General features: G+C 45.1%; 16 protein-coding genes. 1 reads left to right on the forward strand and 15 read right to left on the reverse strand.

Translation table 11 applies throughout. The features are described from left to right. Positions 1-62 precede the first annotated feature (62 nt). The 11 genes from NI389_RS08570 to trmJ form a co-directional block, all read right to left on the reverse strand. Positions 63-1,133, reverse strand: coding sequence for a phosphotransferase enzyme family protein (locus tag NI389_RS08570; RefSeq protein WP_308359256.1), 1,071 nt, complete (start codon positions 1,131-1,133; stop codon positions 63-65). A 7-nt stretch (positions 1,134-1,140) separates the two neighbouring features. Further along, a complete protein-coding gene (locus tag NI389_RS08575; protein WP_308359258.1) occupies positions 1,141-2,058 on the reverse strand; it encodes a nucleotidyltransferase family protein in 918 nt (305 codons plus the stop codon). Between the two features lie 109 nt (positions 2,059-2,167). Next, complete coding sequence (locus NI389_RS08580; RefSeq protein WP_308359260.1) at positions 2,168-3,598, reverse strand: NAD-dependent succinate-semialdehyde dehydrogenase; 1,431 nt, start codon at positions 3,596-3,598, stop codon at positions 2,168-2,170. Positions 3,599-3,793: 195 nt separating this feature from the next. Beyond that, positions 3,794-4,132: an ISC system 2Fe-2S type ferredoxin gene (gene fdx, locus NI389_RS08585; RefSeq protein WP_208844391.1), complete on the reverse strand. Its 339-nt coding sequence runs from the start codon at positions 4,130-4,132 to the stop codon at positions 3,794-3,796. Position 4,133: 1 nt separating this feature from the next. Beyond that, positions 4,134-5,996, reverse strand: a complete 1,863-nt coding sequence (hscA, locus tag NI389_RS08590) for a Fe-S protein assembly chaperone HscA (RefSeq protein WP_308359264.1) — start codon at positions 5,994-5,996, stop codon at positions 4,134-4,136. 46 nt (positions 5,997-6,042) lie between these two features. Then, the gene (hscB, locus tag NI389_RS08595) at positions 6,043-6,567 is read right to left on the reverse strand and encodes a co-chaperone HscB (protein WP_308359266.1); all 525 of its coding nucleotides are present in this window, start codon (positions 6,565-6,567) and stop codon (positions 6,043-6,045) included. Between the two features lie 71 nt (positions 6,568-6,638). Further along, on the reverse strand, positions 6,639-6,962 hold the full coding sequence (gene iscA / locus NI389_RS08600) for an iron-sulfur cluster assembly protein IscA (protein ID WP_208844394.1): 324 nt from the start codon (positions 6,960-6,962) through the stop codon (positions 6,639-6,641). 14 nt (positions 6,963-6,976) lie between these two features. Continuing rightward, positions 6,977-7,360 (reverse strand): Fe-S cluster assembly scaffold IscU, encoded by a 384-nt coding sequence (gene iscU / locus NI389_RS08605; protein WP_308359269.1) that lies wholly within the window; start codon positions 7,358-7,360, stop codon positions 6,977-6,979. Between the two features lie 81 nt (positions 7,361-7,441). Next, positions 7,442-8,656 (reverse strand): IscS subfamily cysteine desulfurase, encoded by a 1,215-nt coding sequence (locus NI389_RS08610; RefSeq protein WP_308359271.1) that lies wholly within the window; start codon positions 8,654-8,656, stop codon positions 7,442-7,444. Between the two features lie 23 nt (positions 8,657-8,679). Then, on the reverse strand, positions 8,680-9,171 hold the full coding sequence (gene iscR / locus NI389_RS08615; protein ID WP_308359272.1) for a Fe-S cluster assembly transcriptional regulator IscR: 492 nt from the start codon (positions 9,169-9,171) through the stop codon (positions 8,680-8,682). 181 nt (positions 9,172-9,352) lie between these two features. Then, a complete protein-coding gene (gene trmJ / locus NI389_RS08620) occupies positions 9,353-10,090 on the reverse strand; it encodes a tRNA (cytosine(32)/uridine(32)-2'-O)-methyltransferase TrmJ (protein WP_308359274.1) in 738 nt (245 codons plus the stop codon). Positions 10,091-10,297: 207 nt separating this feature from the next. Between trmJ and suhB the strand changes: the two genes are divergently transcribed. Next, complete coding sequence (gene suhB / locus NI389_RS08625; protein ID WP_308359276.1) at positions 10,298-11,101, forward strand: inositol-1-monophosphatase; 804 nt, start codon at positions 10,298-10,300, stop codon at positions 11,099-11,101. A 70-nt stretch (positions 11,102-11,171) separates the two neighbouring features. Here the strand turns inward: suhB and NI389_RS08630 are convergent, their stop codons facing one another. The 4 genes from NI389_RS08630 to secF form a co-directional block, all read right to left on the reverse strand. Next, positions 11,172-11,984, reverse strand: coding sequence for a substrate-binding periplasmic protein (locus NI389_RS08630; protein WP_308359277.1), 813 nt, complete (start codon positions 11,982-11,984; stop codon positions 11,172-11,174). 185 nt (positions 11,985-12,169) lie between these two features. Continuing rightward, positions 12,170-13,957 carry a bifunctional diguanylate cyclase/phosphodiesterase gene (locus tag NI389_RS08635; protein ID WP_308359279.1) on the reverse strand — a complete coding sequence of 596 codons (1,788 nt, stop codon included), beginning with the start codon at positions 13,955-13,957 and terminating at the stop codon, positions 12,170-12,172. Between the two features lie 268 nt (positions 13,958-14,225). Next, complete coding sequence (locus NI389_RS08640) at positions 14,226-14,744, reverse strand: hypothetical protein (protein ID WP_308359281.1); 519 nt, start codon at positions 14,742-14,744, stop codon at positions 14,226-14,228. A gap of 76 nt (positions 14,745-14,820) precedes the next feature. Then, the gene (secF, locus tag NI389_RS08645; RefSeq protein ID WP_308359283.1) at positions 14,821-15,765 is read right to left on the reverse strand and encodes a protein translocase subunit SecF; all 945 of its coding nucleotides are present in this window, start codon (positions 15,763-15,765) and stop codon (positions 14,821-14,823) included. Positions 15,766-15,768 lie beyond the last annotated feature (3 nt).

Genomic DNA, 15,768 nt, shown 5'->3' on the forward strand with positions numbered 1-15,768 from the left:
TCAGCAAACAAAAAAAGCGCCAAGGCGCTTTTTACAGTAATCATTGTCTTGTCGACGCGACTTTAAATCGCTTCCAGCATCGATTTTAAGACCGATTCTTGGCGACACACGTCTTGGTATAACGCAAATTGGTTACGGGCTCGCACCAAGTTATGCTCGGCGTACTTAGTCGAAAAATAGTTATCTCCGTCGAGGTAGTCCGTCAAAAAACGCAAACCAATCATAAACGGCAACACTTTCGCACCGAGCCAAAAACTCTGTAGTTCATCATTTGTAATAAATGGCGCAAGAGGCTTCGCATAGCCCTTCACAAGTGCATGAAAGATATCTTCTCGTACCTTAACGTTCTCTAAGTTTGTAGAGTCTTCCGCTTCGGGTGAGCAGCATGTGCGTACCATGTCGCCGAAATCGCACAACCAGTATCCCGGCATACACGTATCTAGATCAATCACCGCTTTGGCGACTTCTGTTTCAGTACAGAAAAGCATATTGTTGATTTTCGTATCGTTATGACATGGACGTAACGGCACATTGCGTAAATTGGCCAACTCATCCGCTAAACCAAATTGATCAAAACAAAATGCGATTTCATTTTGCGCGGTGACAACACGACCAACCACGTCCTTTGCCACTTTGTCTTTAAACAATTCAACACGCATCGCCAAATTGTGAAAATTAGGGATAACAGGAAACAATTGCTTGGCATCAAAGTCTTGTAGTGCAGCAGCAAACTGCCCAAACGCACTTGCTGCAATTTCTGCTTGCTCGGCGCTTTTCACGACTTCTTCGCTAAAACTCCCCCCGATAAATTCGAGAGCACGCCATTTTTCACCATTTATATCCGCAAGAAACTCGCCTTGTGTGGTTGGGAGATGTTTGATTATCTCCAGCGAATAAAGCGCGTTTTCTGCTTTTTCTGATAGGTGCTTTTCAATCAAACGAGCATTATTCACCAGCTGTTCCGGATCTGGAAATACGTCCGTATTCAACTTCTGCACGACCAAAGCCTGTTCTTTGTCACGAAGTAACATTGTTGTATTGATATGACCATTACCGATAGGGTTTAATTTTAGACCTTGCTCAGAAAGCCCAAACAGGCCGGCAAGTTCTACAGCGAGGGGTAAATTACTCATATCTAAACTACTCTTTGATGTCACTGGCTGGGCAGTTTGAATAGCGTCCCTGACGTGATTCATAAATCTTTTCCGAAATGCGTTCTAATTCTTGTTGGTAAGTCATACCAAACCAAGGCTGAGTTGCAGTATATACTGCAACCTCAATGTGGTTAGCAATGATTGCTTGCTGGATGCAATCGGGCAAATAGTACTCTTTTTTGACATCGGTGTCATACTTTTCCATAAATTCGCCAAACCCCGCCTCCAAACAAGGAATAATGGCTGGTGTTAAACCCCAAAACGTCATTGATGATGGTGCGCTACTATCAAGCAGGACTCTCGCGTCTGCATCTGTGCGCCCCGTTAGTTGCCCAGCATAAACGGCAATGTCTAAGTGCTCTACAACGAGTTCGAGTAACCCTTCTTTCACCTGACAAATACCTCGATTCACTCCACCCGACTCTGACAATGTGTGTTCCAGTGGATAAGCAACCATAGCGCACTGCGCGGACCTTTTGGCAAAATGCGCGACAATCTGTGAAAATGCATCATCACCATAGTAATCATCCGCGGTGATTAACACACTGGGTCCAATTATTTGGTTTCTAGCGCACCAAAGCGCGTGACCTGTGCCCCACGGTTTCTCTCGCGTTTGAGCTTTAAGCTCAAACCCTTTTGGTACGTTTGCTATACGCTGATTGACTAGGACAACCTCAAGATCGTTGGGAAGCCTCGGCAGAATCACCTCTCTGATCACTGTTTCAACTTTGTCATTAATGATAAGTACCACTTTGCGGATCCCCGCTTGATACGCGTCTAGCGTATTGAGCTCCATAATCGTTTTACGAAAATGAGGCAGTTCGGCGATTTGCTTATCGCCACCAAAGCGACTCCCAAAACCACCGGCTAGAATAAACAACGAAACAGAGACAGGATCAGTCATGCCATTGAACTAGATTTAGAAACAATAATAGGTTCGAGAGTCTAGCGTCATCAGGTGAAATTGCAATAGACCATAGGTCGAGCAACGTCATGCGAAGATGATTCACTGATCAAAAAGTTTGGCAAAGGTATTTCACTTCCAAATATTCATCCAATCCAATCTGCGCACCTTCACGACCCAAACCTGATTGCTTCATCCCCCCAAAAGGCGCGGCGGGATTGGATATTGCCCCCGTGTTTATGCCAACCATCCCACACTGCAGGGCATTGCCCACACGTTCAATTTGCCCGGCATGCGAACTGTAGAAATAGCTCGCTAAACCTTCCGGCACGTTGTTAGCGAAGGCGATGACTTCATCCTCAGTCGTAAACTGCTGAATGGCGATAATCGGGCCGAACAACTCTTGATTCGCCACCGCCATCTCAGCCTTAACTTCAGTCAAAATAGTGGCCGGATAGAAATTCCCACCCAAATCTTTCGCTTGATAATGCAAAGTAGCCCCCGCAATAAGCGCCTCGTTTACAACCGAAGTTACGCGTTCTTTTGCTTTCGCATTAATGAGAGGCCCTAAGGCAATACCCGATTGCAGACCATTTCCTTGTTTGAGTGTCGCTACTTTGGCCGTTAATTTCGTCAAAAATTCCTCATAACAAGCCGATTCAACAAACACGCGATTCGCTGCAATACAGGTTTGCCCCGCATTACGGTACTTTGCAGCTATCAACCCCTCCACGGCAGCATCTACATCCGCGGACGCAAAAACAATAAACGGCGCATTACCACCAAGTTCTAGAGACAAGCGTTTAATCGTCGATGCCCCCTGCTCCATTAAGCTTCTGCCCACTTGAGTTGAGCCAGTAAACGTAATTTTCTGCACCGCTGCTGAACCGCAGAAATAGGACGCGAGGGCTTTCGGTTCTTGTGTATGGACCAGTTGCCAATCTTGCACTTCGAAACCTGCTTCAAGTGCAAGATGATGTAGCGCAATAGCGCTAAGCGGCGTGGTTTCCGACGGTTTTAAAATAAAACTACATCCTGCGGCATAGGCTGGGGCGACTTTACGCGTGATCATCGCCAGTGGGAAATTCCATGGTGTAATACCAAACACCACCCCAACAGGCTGTTTAATCGTGGAGACTTTCTGATTAATGGCTGTCGCGGGAATGATTTGTCCGTAAGCTCGTTTCGCTTCTTCACCGTACCAAATTACAAAGCCTGCTGCGTAATCCACTTCGGCGAGCGATTCACTCAAAGGTTTACCACTTTCTCGTGTTACAAGTTCAGCTAACACATCGCGATTTTCAACAATCAACTCATACCAGGTTCGCAAAATTTGTGCTCGTTGAGTTGCCGTTTTCTGACGAAGAGCGGCTAACCCAGTTTGTGCATTAACGACCACTTTCGCTAATGAATCCAGTACAGTTTCCTCAACACGGGCAATGACTTCTTGAGTGGCAGGATCGTACACGGCAAAGTGGCCTGCTTGTGCTGACTCAGGTTGCTGCCAACCACCTTCAAAACGAGATATGATTTTATCCATAGCGTTACTCCTAGAAGTCATTAAATTGATGGAATTCATAGTGACGTGAACCGTTTTAACCCTAACTTTAGGGGAGAAAGGGTGAATTATCTCTTAACCTCGATAGATTTAATATCCACTGCAACACGAAACCTTCCATACACAAACAAAAAAGGCGGTTACTTTCGTAAACCGCCTTTTCTTTTCTGCATTCGATTAGTGATCTTCGTTCACGATATTCAGATTGTATTTCGGGATCTCGACAACTAAGTCTTCGTCTGCAATAACCGCTTGGCAACCGAGGCGTGACTCGGGTTCCAATCCCCATGCTTTATCGAGCATGTCTTCTTCTAACTCATCACTTTCTTCGAGCGAATCAAAGCCTTCACGAATTACAATGTGACACGTCGTACAGGCACACGATTTTTCACAGGCATGAGGAATCGCAATGCCGTTTTTCAATGCAACATCAAGTACTGTTTCGCCACTTTTGGCTTCAATTGCCGCACCTTCAGGGCAAAGCTCATGATGGGGTAAGAAAATAATTTGTGGCATGTTACACCTCGTCGATTGACTGCCCTTGCAGTACTCGCTTGATTGATTGGTCCATACGGCGAGAAGCAAATTCACTGCTCGCTTTATCTACGGCTTCGATTGCCGTTTTAATTTCATCTGGGTCTGCTGCGTTTTCGCGTTTCACATTTAACGCGTTCATAGCAACGCGAAGTTCATTAAGTTCTTCTTCATCCAATAAATGTGCGTCGGTCGCAAGTGATGCTTCAAGCGCTTCTAATACGCGTAACGCTTCAACTTGCTGCTCTTTGAGCATGCGTAGCTTCATGTCATCACGAGCATGACTGATGGACTCTTTCAGCATGTTTGCCACTTGGTCATCTGACAAACCAAAGGAAGGCTTCACTTGGATTTCAGCTTGCACACCTGTGGATTTTTCCATCGCCGTTACACTGAGTAATCCGTCCGCATCCACTTTGAATGTCACACGAATGTGTGCAGCACCCGCAGCCATTGGTGGAATACCCTTCAAACTGAATTTAGCAAGCGAACGGCAATCATCCACTAACTCGCGCTCACCTTGTAGTACGTGCAGAGACATCGCCGTTTGACCATCTTTGAACGTCGTAAACTCTTGCGCTCTTGCAACGGGGATTGTGGTATTGCGTGGAATGATCTTCTCCACCAATCCACCCATGGTTTCGAGTCCTAATGAAAGTGGTAACACGTCCAAAAGCAACATTTCAGAGTCCGGCTTGTTACCTACCAACACGTCCGCTTGAATCGCTGCTCCAATAGCAACAACACGATCAGGGTCAATGCTCGTCAGAGGCGTTTTGCCAAAGAATTCTTCAACAGCCTCACGAATAACCGGCATACGAGTTGAACCACCTACCAGCACGACTTCGATGATGTCGTCGAGTTCGACTTCCGCATCTTTAACTGCACGACGACACGCTCGAAGCGTCTTTTTCACTAAGCTTTCAACTAACTCAGCAAACTGTGCACGCGTGACGGTCACCATATGCTGAGCATCACGTAGCTCAAGGCCTACATTGACTTTCTCATAACTACTCAACGCTTCTTTACAGGCTTTTGCTTTATTGATGAATAAACGGTGTTCTTTGTTGTTGAGATCCGTAATGCCCGTTTGCGCTTTGAAGTGTTCAACCAAAATGGCGTCAAAATCGTCACCACCTAGGCTCGAGTCCCCGCCGGTAGCAAGTACTTCAAAGACCCCTTTGTTCAAACGCAGAATCGAGATATCAAATGTACCACCGCCTAAGTCATAAACGGCAATCACACCTTCTTGACCCGAATCCAGACCGTAAGCGACTGCGGCTGCTGTCGGTTCATTCAATAAACGTAACACATTTAGGCCAGCTAGTTCCGCGGCATCTTTTGTACTTTGGCGCTGAGCATCATCAAAGTAGGCAGGCACGGTAATGACTGAACCGACAATGGGTTCACCACCAAAACTTTCCTCGGCACGCGCTTTTAGGACTTTTAAAATTTCGGCGGACGTTTGCACTGGACTTTGGAGGCCATGCGCAGTTTCAATCATCAAACTACCACTCGTTTCATTGAATACGTAGGGTAGTTGACCATAGCTTGCTGTGATCTCTGTGGCTGTCTTACCAAGGAAACGTTTTACCGACACCAACGTGTTACTAGGGTCGTTTATCGCGTTATCTAACGCTGTTTGACCGACAACAACGCGACTCTCTTGGTAATGAACAACGGACGGAAGCATGGCTTTACCGTCGTGATCAACTAGCGTTTTTGCTTCTCCGCTTTGTACCGTCGCAACCAAAGAGTTGGTTGTGCCAAGGTCAATACCGATAGCTAATTTGTGTTGATGAGGTGCCGCGCTCTGCCCCGGCTCAGCAATTTGCAATAATGCCATGATGCTCTTCACTCGTCATAAATAGAGGTCAATGCTCTACTAATGCTTAATCCAATAAACTGTCTTCAATGCGTGATAATTCGTCTTTAAGTTTATAAACGAATTTCAATTTGCGAATGTGATCTGCTGCTTTTTGTAATTGCGCATTGTCATCCGAACTCAATAACTCACCCAGTTCACTGCTGTAACGTTTATCCAACACTTTAATCTGTTGTTCGAAATCAGCAATCGCATCATCAGGGTCTGCAGCGTCTGGGATCTCACTTAAGGCTTCACGCAGTTCCATTTGTTCCATCAGGAACATTGGGTCTTGGAGAGTTTGTTGTTCCGCACGAATGTCCACGCCTTTTTCGCTAAGCATATACTCTGCACGTTTCACGGGGTGTTTTAAGGTGGCGAGGGCGTCATTGATCTCTGCCGTTTTTTGTACGGCCAACAATTTTTCACGTTCGCTTTTGCCCGCAAATTTATCAGGGTGGACGGCACGTTGTAGTTCGAGATAGTGTTGATTTAGCTTGGCTAAATCTACTTGGTAGCTTGGCGTTAATCCAAAAAGTTCAAAATAGCGCATAATGTCCTATCTTTATGATACGGCAAAGCCCCACCAAGGCAGGGCTTCGGACTCAAGCAAAGTAATAGGCGTTAGACGGTGAAACTCTCACCACATCCACATTCGTCTTTTTGATTTGGGTTAGTAAACTTAAACCCTTCATTGAGACCTTCGCGGGTGTAATCCAACTCAGTGCCATCAATGTACACTAAGCTTTTTGCATCAACGATGATCTTAACGTCTTTTAATTCAAAAACTTCGTCATCTTCTGCAACTTCGTCAACGAACTCTAGTACATAAGCAAGACCTGAACAGCCGGTGGTTTTAACGCCTACGCGCAAACCAACGCCTTTACCACGGTTTTTCAAAAATGCTTGAACGCGGCTGGCTGCTGCGTCTGTCAATGTCACTGCCATCGTTTACGACTCTCTTACTTCGCGTGTTTACTCTTGTAATCTGCAATTGCTGCTTTGATTGCGTCTTCTGCCAAAATTGAACAGTGAATTTTCACTGGTGGCAATTCAAGCTCAGCACTGATATCCGTGTTTTTGATTTCAGCAGCTTGATCAAGCGTTTTACCCTTCACCCACTCAGTTACAAGTGATGAAGAAGCAATCGCGCTACCACAACCGTAAGTTTTAAATTTTGCGTCTTCAATTACGCCATCTTCAGACACTTTGATTTGTAGCTTCATTACGTCGCCACATGCTGGAGCCCCAACCATGCCTGTCGCTACACTTGGGTCGTTTTTATCTAACGAGCCAACGTTACGTGGGTTTTCCACGTGATCAATTACTTTTTCACTGTACGCCATAACGCTTTCCTCACTACTCGTTTGGGTAACCAGCCTTCACTTCTGACTACCCGAAATCTTTACTTGCTCGGTAATTGCGGCTTAGTGGTGTGCCCACTCAACGCTGTCCAAATCGATACCATCTTTGAACATCTCCCAAAGTGGAGACATTTCACGCAGACGACCAATTGAGTTTTTAATCAAATCAACGGTGTAATCAATTTCTTCTTCAGTTGTAAAACGACCGATGCTGAAACGGATTGAACTGTGCGCTAGCTCATCATTACGACCTAATGCACGAAGTACATAAGATGGCTCAAGGCTTGCAGAAGTACATGCAGAACCTGAAGAAACCGCAATGTCTTTTACTGCCATCAGTAATGATTCGCCTTCCACAAAGTTGAAACTTACGTTCACAATGCCCGGGACTGACGATTCTGGGCAACCGTTGTAATACACTTCTTCCATACCATTCACACCGTCAAGCAAACGCTGACGTAACTTGCTGATGTGTGCATGGTCTTTTGCAAATTCTTCTTTCGCGACGCGGAACGCCGTGCCCATACCAACGATTTGGTGTGTCGCCAAAGTACCTGAACGCATACCACGCTCATGACCACCACCGTGCATTTGTGCTTCTAAACGTGCACGCGGTTTACGACGAACATACAAAGCACCGATGCCTTTTGGACCATAAATTTTGTGGCCTGAGAAAGACATAAAATCCACTGGCAGCGACTGTAAATCGATTTCCACTTTACCCGCACTTTGTGCAGCGTCTACGTGGAACATGATTTTACGCGCGCGGCACATTTCGCCGATTGCGTTGATGTCTTGAATAACACCTAGCTCGTTATTTACGTGCATTACGCTCACTAGGATCGTGTCGTCACGCATTGCCGCTTCAAGTTTCTGAAGATCCAACATGCCGTTTTCTTCCACGTCCATGTAGGTGACTTCAAAACCTTGACGCTCGAGGTCACGGCACGTATCAAGCACCGCTTTGTGCTCTGTTTTTACCGTGATTAGGTGTTTGCCTTTCTTTTGATAGAAATGCGCAGCACCTTTAATCGCTAAGTTATTTGATTCAGTTGCACCAGAGGTAAACACGATTTCACGCGGGTCTGCGTTGATTAAGTCAGCGATATCGTTACGCGCTTGATCTACCAATTCTTCAGCCTGCCAGCCAAAGCGGTGTGAACGCGAAGCCGGGTTGCCAAATGTGCCATCCATCGTTAAACATTGCATCATTGCTTCTGCAACGCGAGGATCCACAGGAGTAGTTGCTGCATAATCTAAGTAAATCGGTAACTTCATCTCTATCTCCGCTGTGCTTCAACCTAAAGTTGACAGCTCACCTGAATATTATTTAATTGCTGCACTGTATTTTTGACTTGGTTATCTTGGCGTGTCGCCACAGATTGAACATCTGTATTCGATACCAACTCAGCGAGTGTAATATTGTTCAAAAAGTCTTCTATTCGAATGCTCAAATCTGACCACAAAGAGTGGGTCAGACAACGTAGACCACTTTGGCAACCACCGGTTGATCCATGGCAACGTGTCGCGTCAACCGATTCGTCAACCGCGTTAATCACGTCACCAACAGAAATCGCCGCGGCTTCACGACCGAGTAAATAACCACCGCCTGGGCCACGTACCGAGCTGACAAGTCCGTGTTTACGTAAACGAGCAAAAAGTTGCTCTAAATAGGACAATGAAATTTCTTGTCGCTCGGAAATATCGGCAAGGGGAACTGGCCCAATACTCGCGTGTAATGCCACGTCCAACATGGCGGTAACCGCGTATCTACCTTTTGATGTGAGTTTCATGCACGCCCCTTGCTAAAAACCAGACCGCAAATTTTAATTACCTGACTAAGATAGTCAAGTATTGTTGTTCAGTTAACAGCGAATACTTGATAAATTTACTCAGGTATTAGCTCACATTCTAATTACCTGAGTAAATTAGTCAAGTATTATAGACGTCGCGTTTCAGAATTTGTCTTAGCGATTAGTCTACTTTTTTGTCATTAATTGAACGGTCTATAGACGTCAGAATACCGCGCAAAATATTAAGTTCTTGATCTTCTGGTCTTGCGCGTGTGAACAAGCGACGCAGGCGTGTCATCACGATACCTGGGTGCTGTTTGATGATGAAACCCGTTTCATTCAAGGTTTTTTCTAAATGCTCGAAAAACAGATCCATTTGTTGTTGAGTTGGGTAACGTACGTCGTCTTCTTCAATCACTTTATCTTGAGTGGCGAGATGCGACATGCGGATTTCATAACTAAGCGTCATGACGGCCATCGCAAGATTTAGCGAGCTATATTCTGGGTTCGCAGGAATACATACGTGGTAGTTACAAAGCTGCAATTCTTCATTCGTTAAGCCGCTGTTTTCACGACCAAACACTAACGCAACTGGGCCATTAACGGCTTCTGCAACTAACTTATCCGCACATTCACGTGGTTCAACCATCGGCCAAGACAACGTTCTTGAACGCGCGCTTGTGCCAATCACCAATGAGCAGTCCGCAATGGCTTCTTGCAACGAAGCAACCGTTTGACTTGCGCCAAGTACATCCGTTGCACCAGCAGCCAGTGCACTTGCATGACTATCCACTTCACACGCAGGATCGACAAGATATAACTTTGACAGCCCCATCGTCTTCATCGCTCGGGCTACCGAGCCGATATTGCCAGAGTGGGAGGTGTTCACCAGTACAATTCGAATATCACTTAAAGCCATTAGCACAACTCTTAATCTTTACAACGGGCGCGGATTTTAGCACAGGCTCGCAACGTGACCTAGCCTTTTGCATATTTTGTCAGCGATAACAACGCTGTTCAAATTTTACACTAAAATTTTTCGAATAGATGTTTACAACGGAATAAAAATCACTAAAATACGCCGGCTTGAAATGATCCTGTTCTTTTAAAACTTAAAGGTAATGCTATGCATCCAATGTTAAACATTGCGGTACGCGCTGCGCGTAATGCAGGTAAAGTTATCCTTCGTGCTTGTGAAGATTTATCAAAAGTTGAAGCGTCACAAAAAGGCAGCAATGACTTTGTAACGAATGTAGATAAAGACGCTGAAGCGGTTATCCGCGAAACAATTCTAAAAGCCTACCCAAATCATTCAATTGTGGGCGAAGAACTAGGTCAAATCGAAGGAACAGATGCAGATTACCTTTGGGTTATCGATCCACTTGATGGCACAACAAACTTCATCAAGGGTATTCCTCACTTTGCAGTTTCTATTGCACTTAAAGTTAAAGGCCGCGTAGAGCAAGCGGTTGTATACGACCCTGTACGTAGCGAACTATTTACGGCAAGCCGTGGCCAAGGGGCTCAACTTAACAGCAAGCGTCTTCGTGTTACAAATGCGAACGATTTATCTGGTACTGTACTTGCGACAGGTTTCCCATTTAAAAACAAGCACCACATGGATGCTTACTTAGACGCGTTCAAAGCCCTTTTCGTGCACACAGCAGATATTCGTCGCGCAGGTTCTGCGGCGTTGGATATGGCGTATGTTGCAGCAGGTCGCGTAGACGGATTCTATGAAATCGGTCTTAAGCCTTGGGATACAGCAGCTGGTGAATTACTGGTAAAAGAAGCCGGTGGTATGATCACTGATTTCGCAGGTGGTGCAAACTACAACCGTAGCGGCAACATCATTTGTGGTGCGCCGAAGCTTTGCCAAGCTATCGTGAAAGAAATTCGTCCAGTACTTACAGAGTCTTTACTCAAGTAAGCGACTTAGAATTCTCCATTTAAGAGGCTCGAGGACGAGCCTTTTTTTTGCCCTATAGTGACGTCTACGCTTAACCCCCAGTCGCTCCAACCTCAAAATATGGATTTTCCAACTCAATAACGGTCGCATTGTCTAACTTCAGCGCGGCGATACTGGCCGCAAAATAGCGATCAAATAACGATTTAAACTCGCCATTTTTTTCCATAATCGCCAACCCATTTTCTATCGCCTTGGCTAGTGCAGGCTTGTCTTTGTTCACGAAAAAGTAAAATGCGGCTGGATAATGAAGGTAAACATTAGGCACAATGGCTAACGGAAAGCGTTGAAATGATGCAAGCTCTGAGGACACTTCGATAAAGGCGCGAGGAAAATAATCAACCTGATGGCTATTGAGCATCGAAAACATCGCTTCGTATTTAGCTTGAGGGCGAACAGTCAGGTCATTGTGGGCAAGTATTTTCGTGTCAGGCCAGTCATGACCTTGGACGGCGACGAGTGGACGAAGCGCATCCAGCGTTGTGATATTGGCAAAGCGGTCCAATTGATCTTGATTCACCAATATCGCACGTTTTCCAATGTAACCTCTAAACAGGGGCACCTTAACGGCGATACCTAAGGTTTCTCGTTCAGGACTCGTCATACTCCAAAGTACATCGACCTTGCCTTGAGCTAACATCATTAACGTGCGTTGTTGATGAGGATGCACTTTTACGTATTCCAGAGGTGCGTTGTACTTTGCTGCCTGAAGCGCTTTTTCTAATAACTCAAAGAGATAAACATCTCTGTCATACAATGGCCGCTGCTCTTTCACAACATACACCGTGTCGAGTGCATAGACCCAAAAACTTTGACTCAATACCAACAGCGTCACTAACCACTTCATGGATTGTCCCCTTTTTGTGTTTAAACTAAGCTACACAGGCTGGTGCAAATACTCAAGTGAAATAATTGTTATTTGGAATGAAGGCTTAACAACGTATAAAAGAGAAATATCACACTCTAAAACGTGTTGTTTAGAGCGAAAAGGACTCATTGAGTCCGGTAAAATGGAGTCAAATGGGGGCTTATTTACACCATTTCTTGCGTTGATTTTGCCAGTCGTACAATGGGCGCTGAGGGTTTGCGGCGATTGCAGACGAACAAATAACTGTTACGGTAACGTTTCGCCTCTTTCTTCGCATCCGTAGCCAATGCCGCAACCTGATGACTATTTTGACAAAACTCTAGATCCGGTCTGACAAGGCCAATCGACAACGTCAGCAAGGGTACAAATTGTTTTTGCCCTTCCCGATTTGTCGCCCAATACCCACCGGATTTCACGTGCTCTGGTGTAAAAAAGGCTTTCGATTGAGTTTCGAATTGCTCGATGATTTGATGGCATAGCAATTCCGCATCATCGCCATCGAATACCACCATAAAATCATCACCACCAATGTGACCTACAAAAGAGTGGCTCGCAGCACAGACTTGTACCGTAACATCCGCAAGCAATTTTATGACACTGTCTCCGCTTGCGTAGCCATACAAATCGTTGAACTGCTTAAAGTGATTTAGGTCGACATAAGCAAGTGAAAAATCATTTTGCGACCGTAGCCGATGTTCAATGGCTTCGTTAATTGCCACGTTCCCGGGCAACATCGTTAGCGGGTTAGCGTGTTGTGCATGACGAATTTTTTCTTCCGTGATGTGTTTCAAAATGTCACGCAGCGGTGCCAGACCCAAGTAGCTGCTGTGGCGCGTCACAATGATGTGGCGACGAATATCAAATTCATGCTCGGTGATCTGATGACTAACAACGTCTAGCTTATCGTTTTCGTCAACTATCAATGGCTGCTTATCCATCAATTCCGTCACGGCCTTTTTCGCAAACAAAGCGTGTCCATATGGACCTGCAAATACCTCCGTGAGTTGGTCACGGTGCAGCAAGCCAATTGGCTGACCAAACTCGTTCACCACTGCAAGACTCACAACGCGCTTGTCTTGTTCAAAGACATGATGTGCGTCTTTGCACTTGGTATAACTCGCGATAGCCTGTTGCTTTAGTACCAAATTACCGATCACCATCGATGTTTGTAAGGTACTTTTCGGACCGGCTAGATTTAGTTGCGATAAGCGATTGTCATGCAGTGCTTTACTTGGCTTGTTTGAAGGACGCTCTAACAAAAAGCCTTGCGCGTGTGCAATGCCCAAGGATTCAAGTAGCCGGAGCTCTTCAGAACGTTCAATGCCTTCAGCAATCACAGCGGTCCCTGTTGCTTTCGCCAATTCAATAATGGTTTTTAAAAACTCGCGCTTTACGATACTTTGGTCACAATGGTCGACAAAATAGCGGTCAAGTTTGACAAAATCAGGACACAATTCCGACCATTGTTTTAGCCCTGAATAGCCTGCACCTAAGTCATCAATCGCAATACTTAAGCCAAGTTCGCGATAATGAGCAATCGTTTTTAGTAACAAAAACCCATCGTCTACTTTGTCTTGCTCTGTGACTTCGATGACCACCCGATTGGCCGATAAGCCATACTTATCAAGCAAATGAAGCGTTTTTCCTCTAGGGTGATGAGGGTCGAGTAACGTAACAGGACTGACATTAATGAACAGCTTACCTGGGAGGTCGAGTGCGACAAAATGTTTGATGGCGCTATCTCGGCAAAGAAGCTCGAGCTCAGAGAGCTTTTCGGCTTCATTCGCGGTTGTAAATAGCCTATCAGGTGATTCAAGCACCGATCCTTTAGGTCCTCTGCTTAACGCTTCGTAGCCAAGTATTTGCTTTTTCGCAATATCAAATATGGGTTGAAATACCGTTTGTATTTCCCCTTTTTCAATGATGCTGTGTAATACCTGCTGCTCGCTCACTGCGCAAAAACCTAAAGAACATGAAAGATGACTGACGTTATCAGTACTTTATTACACTAATATGGCAGTTTTTCAGCTTGTACCTGTTTGTAACTGAGGTGACTCAAAACATTAAATTGCTTATTCTTTGACAACTTTAGCTAGATTTGTTTTATATTTCAGATAATTTTTGCAGAAACTACACCAATTTACGCTTTCATTATTGTTTTTTGATCAAAGTACACCTAGATAGAATTCAGTGGGTTGTCCTTGAATGTTTTTCAATCACTTAACGGGTCTTTGTACGAATGTATTGATCAAAAAAAGTCAGAGCCAATAAGAGATGATATCGGCTGTTTTCATACTCACCTTTTTCAACTTGTTGGTTTGCACGCGCGAGCTGCCAGACTGTCGCATTGATGTAAAAGCACGCGGGCTCCGAGCTCTTTTGTTTAATGCGCTCGTATTCCTTTTCCATTCTGCGCAATTCCATTTCTTGTTCTAACGCACCAAATAACGCCTCGGTCACTTTGAATTCGGCTATACAGCGTTCTTGTTGAACTATGCTTTCCTGCATTAAATTCACCAGTCCAAGCACCGCTAAGATATGACGAGTAATTCGTGCAGTATCATGCTGAGCGTCCAGCTCATCCAAAACAAATTGCATTTCAATTTGTATTGTTAGTACGTCATCTAACGGAAAAGCAGGTGGTGGTAGATTCGATTCATTAGGACTTGTTGGCCCACACGCGACAAGCAACGTGAACAAGATAGGAGTTAAGGCATTTACAAGCCATTTGGTCTGCATGGACTTCTCCAAATGTCAGGTTCTAAAAGCAAAACGCCGCGAGGTCGCGGCGTTTAAAGATAGAGCATCGACGTGCCTATGGCATTGCGTCGAACTCTGCACCTTCTTTCTCAACTTCAACCGGGATCAAATCTTCTTTGCTGATCCCCATTAAAATGGCGATTGAACTTGCAATATAAACGGATGAATAAGTACCCACGAAGATACCAAACAACAGCGCAGTCGCAAAACCGTGGATAGTTTGACCACCCCAAACGAACAATGCAATAAGTACTAAAATCGTTGTTAATGAAGTGATCAAGGTACGGTTTAAGGTTTGCGTTAATGAAATATCAACTATTTCAATCGTGTCGTCGATTCTCACTTTACGGAAATTCTCACGGATACGATCCGACACAACGATGGTGTCGTTCAACGAGTAACCGATTACCGCCAAGATGGCTGCAAGGATAGTTAAGTCAAATTCAAGACCTAACACCGAGAATAAACCGACAGTCAATAACACGTCGTGGAAAAGTGCCAATACCGCACCGACGGCGAAACGCCATTCAAAACGAAACGCTACGTAGATAAGGATACAGATGAGCGTGGTCAGCATAGCAAGACCACCTTGCTCTTTGAGGTCTTCACCGACACTTGGGCCCACGAACTCAATGCTACGCATGACAATTTGAGGGTCAACTGTTTTTAAAACTGAAATCAGTTGGTTCCCAATAACTTCCGCTTTAATGCTGCTTTCACGAGGGGCTAATCGCACCAATACTTCAGTACTACTACCATAAAGTTGTACAGAGGCATCGGAAAAATCGTTTTCAGCAAGTACTTTACGCACTTCAGCTAGATTTGCTGGTTGTGAAAAGCTCACTTCTACCGAAGTACCACCCGTAAAGTCCAAACCAAAGTTGATCCCTTTTGTGAACATAGACACAACGGCTGCCAACATCAGTAAACCCGAAAACGCCATCGCTAGATTGCGTACGGACATAAAGCGGACGGTGCTTTGTAAATTTAATAACTGCATGTT

It is taken from the genome of Pseudoalteromonas xiamenensis (assembly GCF_030994125.1).
Taxonomy (GTDB): Bacteria; Pseudomonadota; Gammaproteobacteria; order Enterobacterales; family Alteromonadaceae; genus Pseudoalteromonas; species Pseudoalteromonas xiamenensis_B.

What these genes read in the sequence shown, in the direction of transcription:
- NI389_RS08570 (WP_308359256.1), bottom strand. Translation starts at nt 1,133, where the DNA reads ATGAGTAATTTACCCCTCGCTGTAGAACTTGCCGGCCTGTTTGGGCTT.
- NI389_RS08575 (WP_308359258.1), bottom strand. Translation starts at nt 2,058, where the DNA reads ATGACTGATCCTGTCTCTGTTTCGTTGTTTATTCTAGCCGGTGGTTTT.
- NI389_RS08580 (WP_308359260.1), bottom strand. Translation starts at nt 3,598, where the DNA reads ATGGATAAAATCATATCTCGTTTTGAAGGTGGTTGGCAGCAACCTGAG.
- fdx (WP_208844391.1), bottom strand. Translation starts at nt 4,132, where the DNA reads ATGCCACAAATTATTTTCTTACCCCATCATGAGCTTTGCCCTGAAGGT.
- hscA (WP_308359264.1), bottom strand. Translation starts at nt 5,996, where the DNA reads ATGGCATTATTGCAAATTGCTGAGCCGGGGCAGAGCGCGGCACCTCAT.
- hscB (WP_308359266.1), bottom strand. Translation starts at nt 6,567, where the DNA reads ATGCGCTATTTTGAACTTTTTGGATTAACGCCAAGCTACCAAGTAGAT.
- iscA (WP_208844394.1), bottom strand. Translation starts at nt 6,962, where the DNA reads ATGGCAGTGACATTGACAGACGCAGCAGCCAGCCGCGTTCAAGCATTT.
- iscU (WP_308359269.1), bottom strand. Translation starts at nt 7,360, where the DNA reads ATGGCGTACAGTGAAAAAGTAATTGATCACGTGGAAAACCCACGTAAC.
- NI389_RS08610 (WP_308359271.1), bottom strand. Translation starts at nt 8,656, where the DNA reads ATGAAGTTACCGATTTACTTAGATTATGCAGCAACTACTCCTGTGGAT.
- iscR (WP_308359272.1), bottom strand. Translation starts at nt 9,171, where the DNA reads ATGAAACTCACATCAAAAGGTAGATACGCGGTTACCGCCATGTTGGAC.
- trmJ (WP_308359274.1), bottom strand. Translation starts at nt 10,090, where the DNA reads ATGGCTTTAAGTGATATTCGAATTGTACTGGTGAACACCTCCCACTCT.
- suhB (WP_308359276.1), top strand. Translation starts at nt 10,298, where the DNA reads ATGCATCCAATGTTAAACATTGCGGTACGCGCTGCGCGTAATGCAGGT.
- NI389_RS08630 (WP_308359277.1), bottom strand. Translation starts at nt 11,984, where the DNA reads ATGAAGTGGTTAGTGACGCTGTTGGTATTGAGTCAAAGTTTTTGGGTC.
- NI389_RS08640 (WP_308359281.1), bottom strand. Translation starts at nt 14,744, where the DNA reads ATGCAGACCAAATGGCTTGTAAATGCCTTAACTCCTATCTTGTTCACG.
- secF (WP_308359283.1), bottom strand. Translation starts at nt 15,765, where the DNA reads ATGCAGTTATTAAATTTACAAAGCACCGTCCGCTTTATGTCCGTACGC.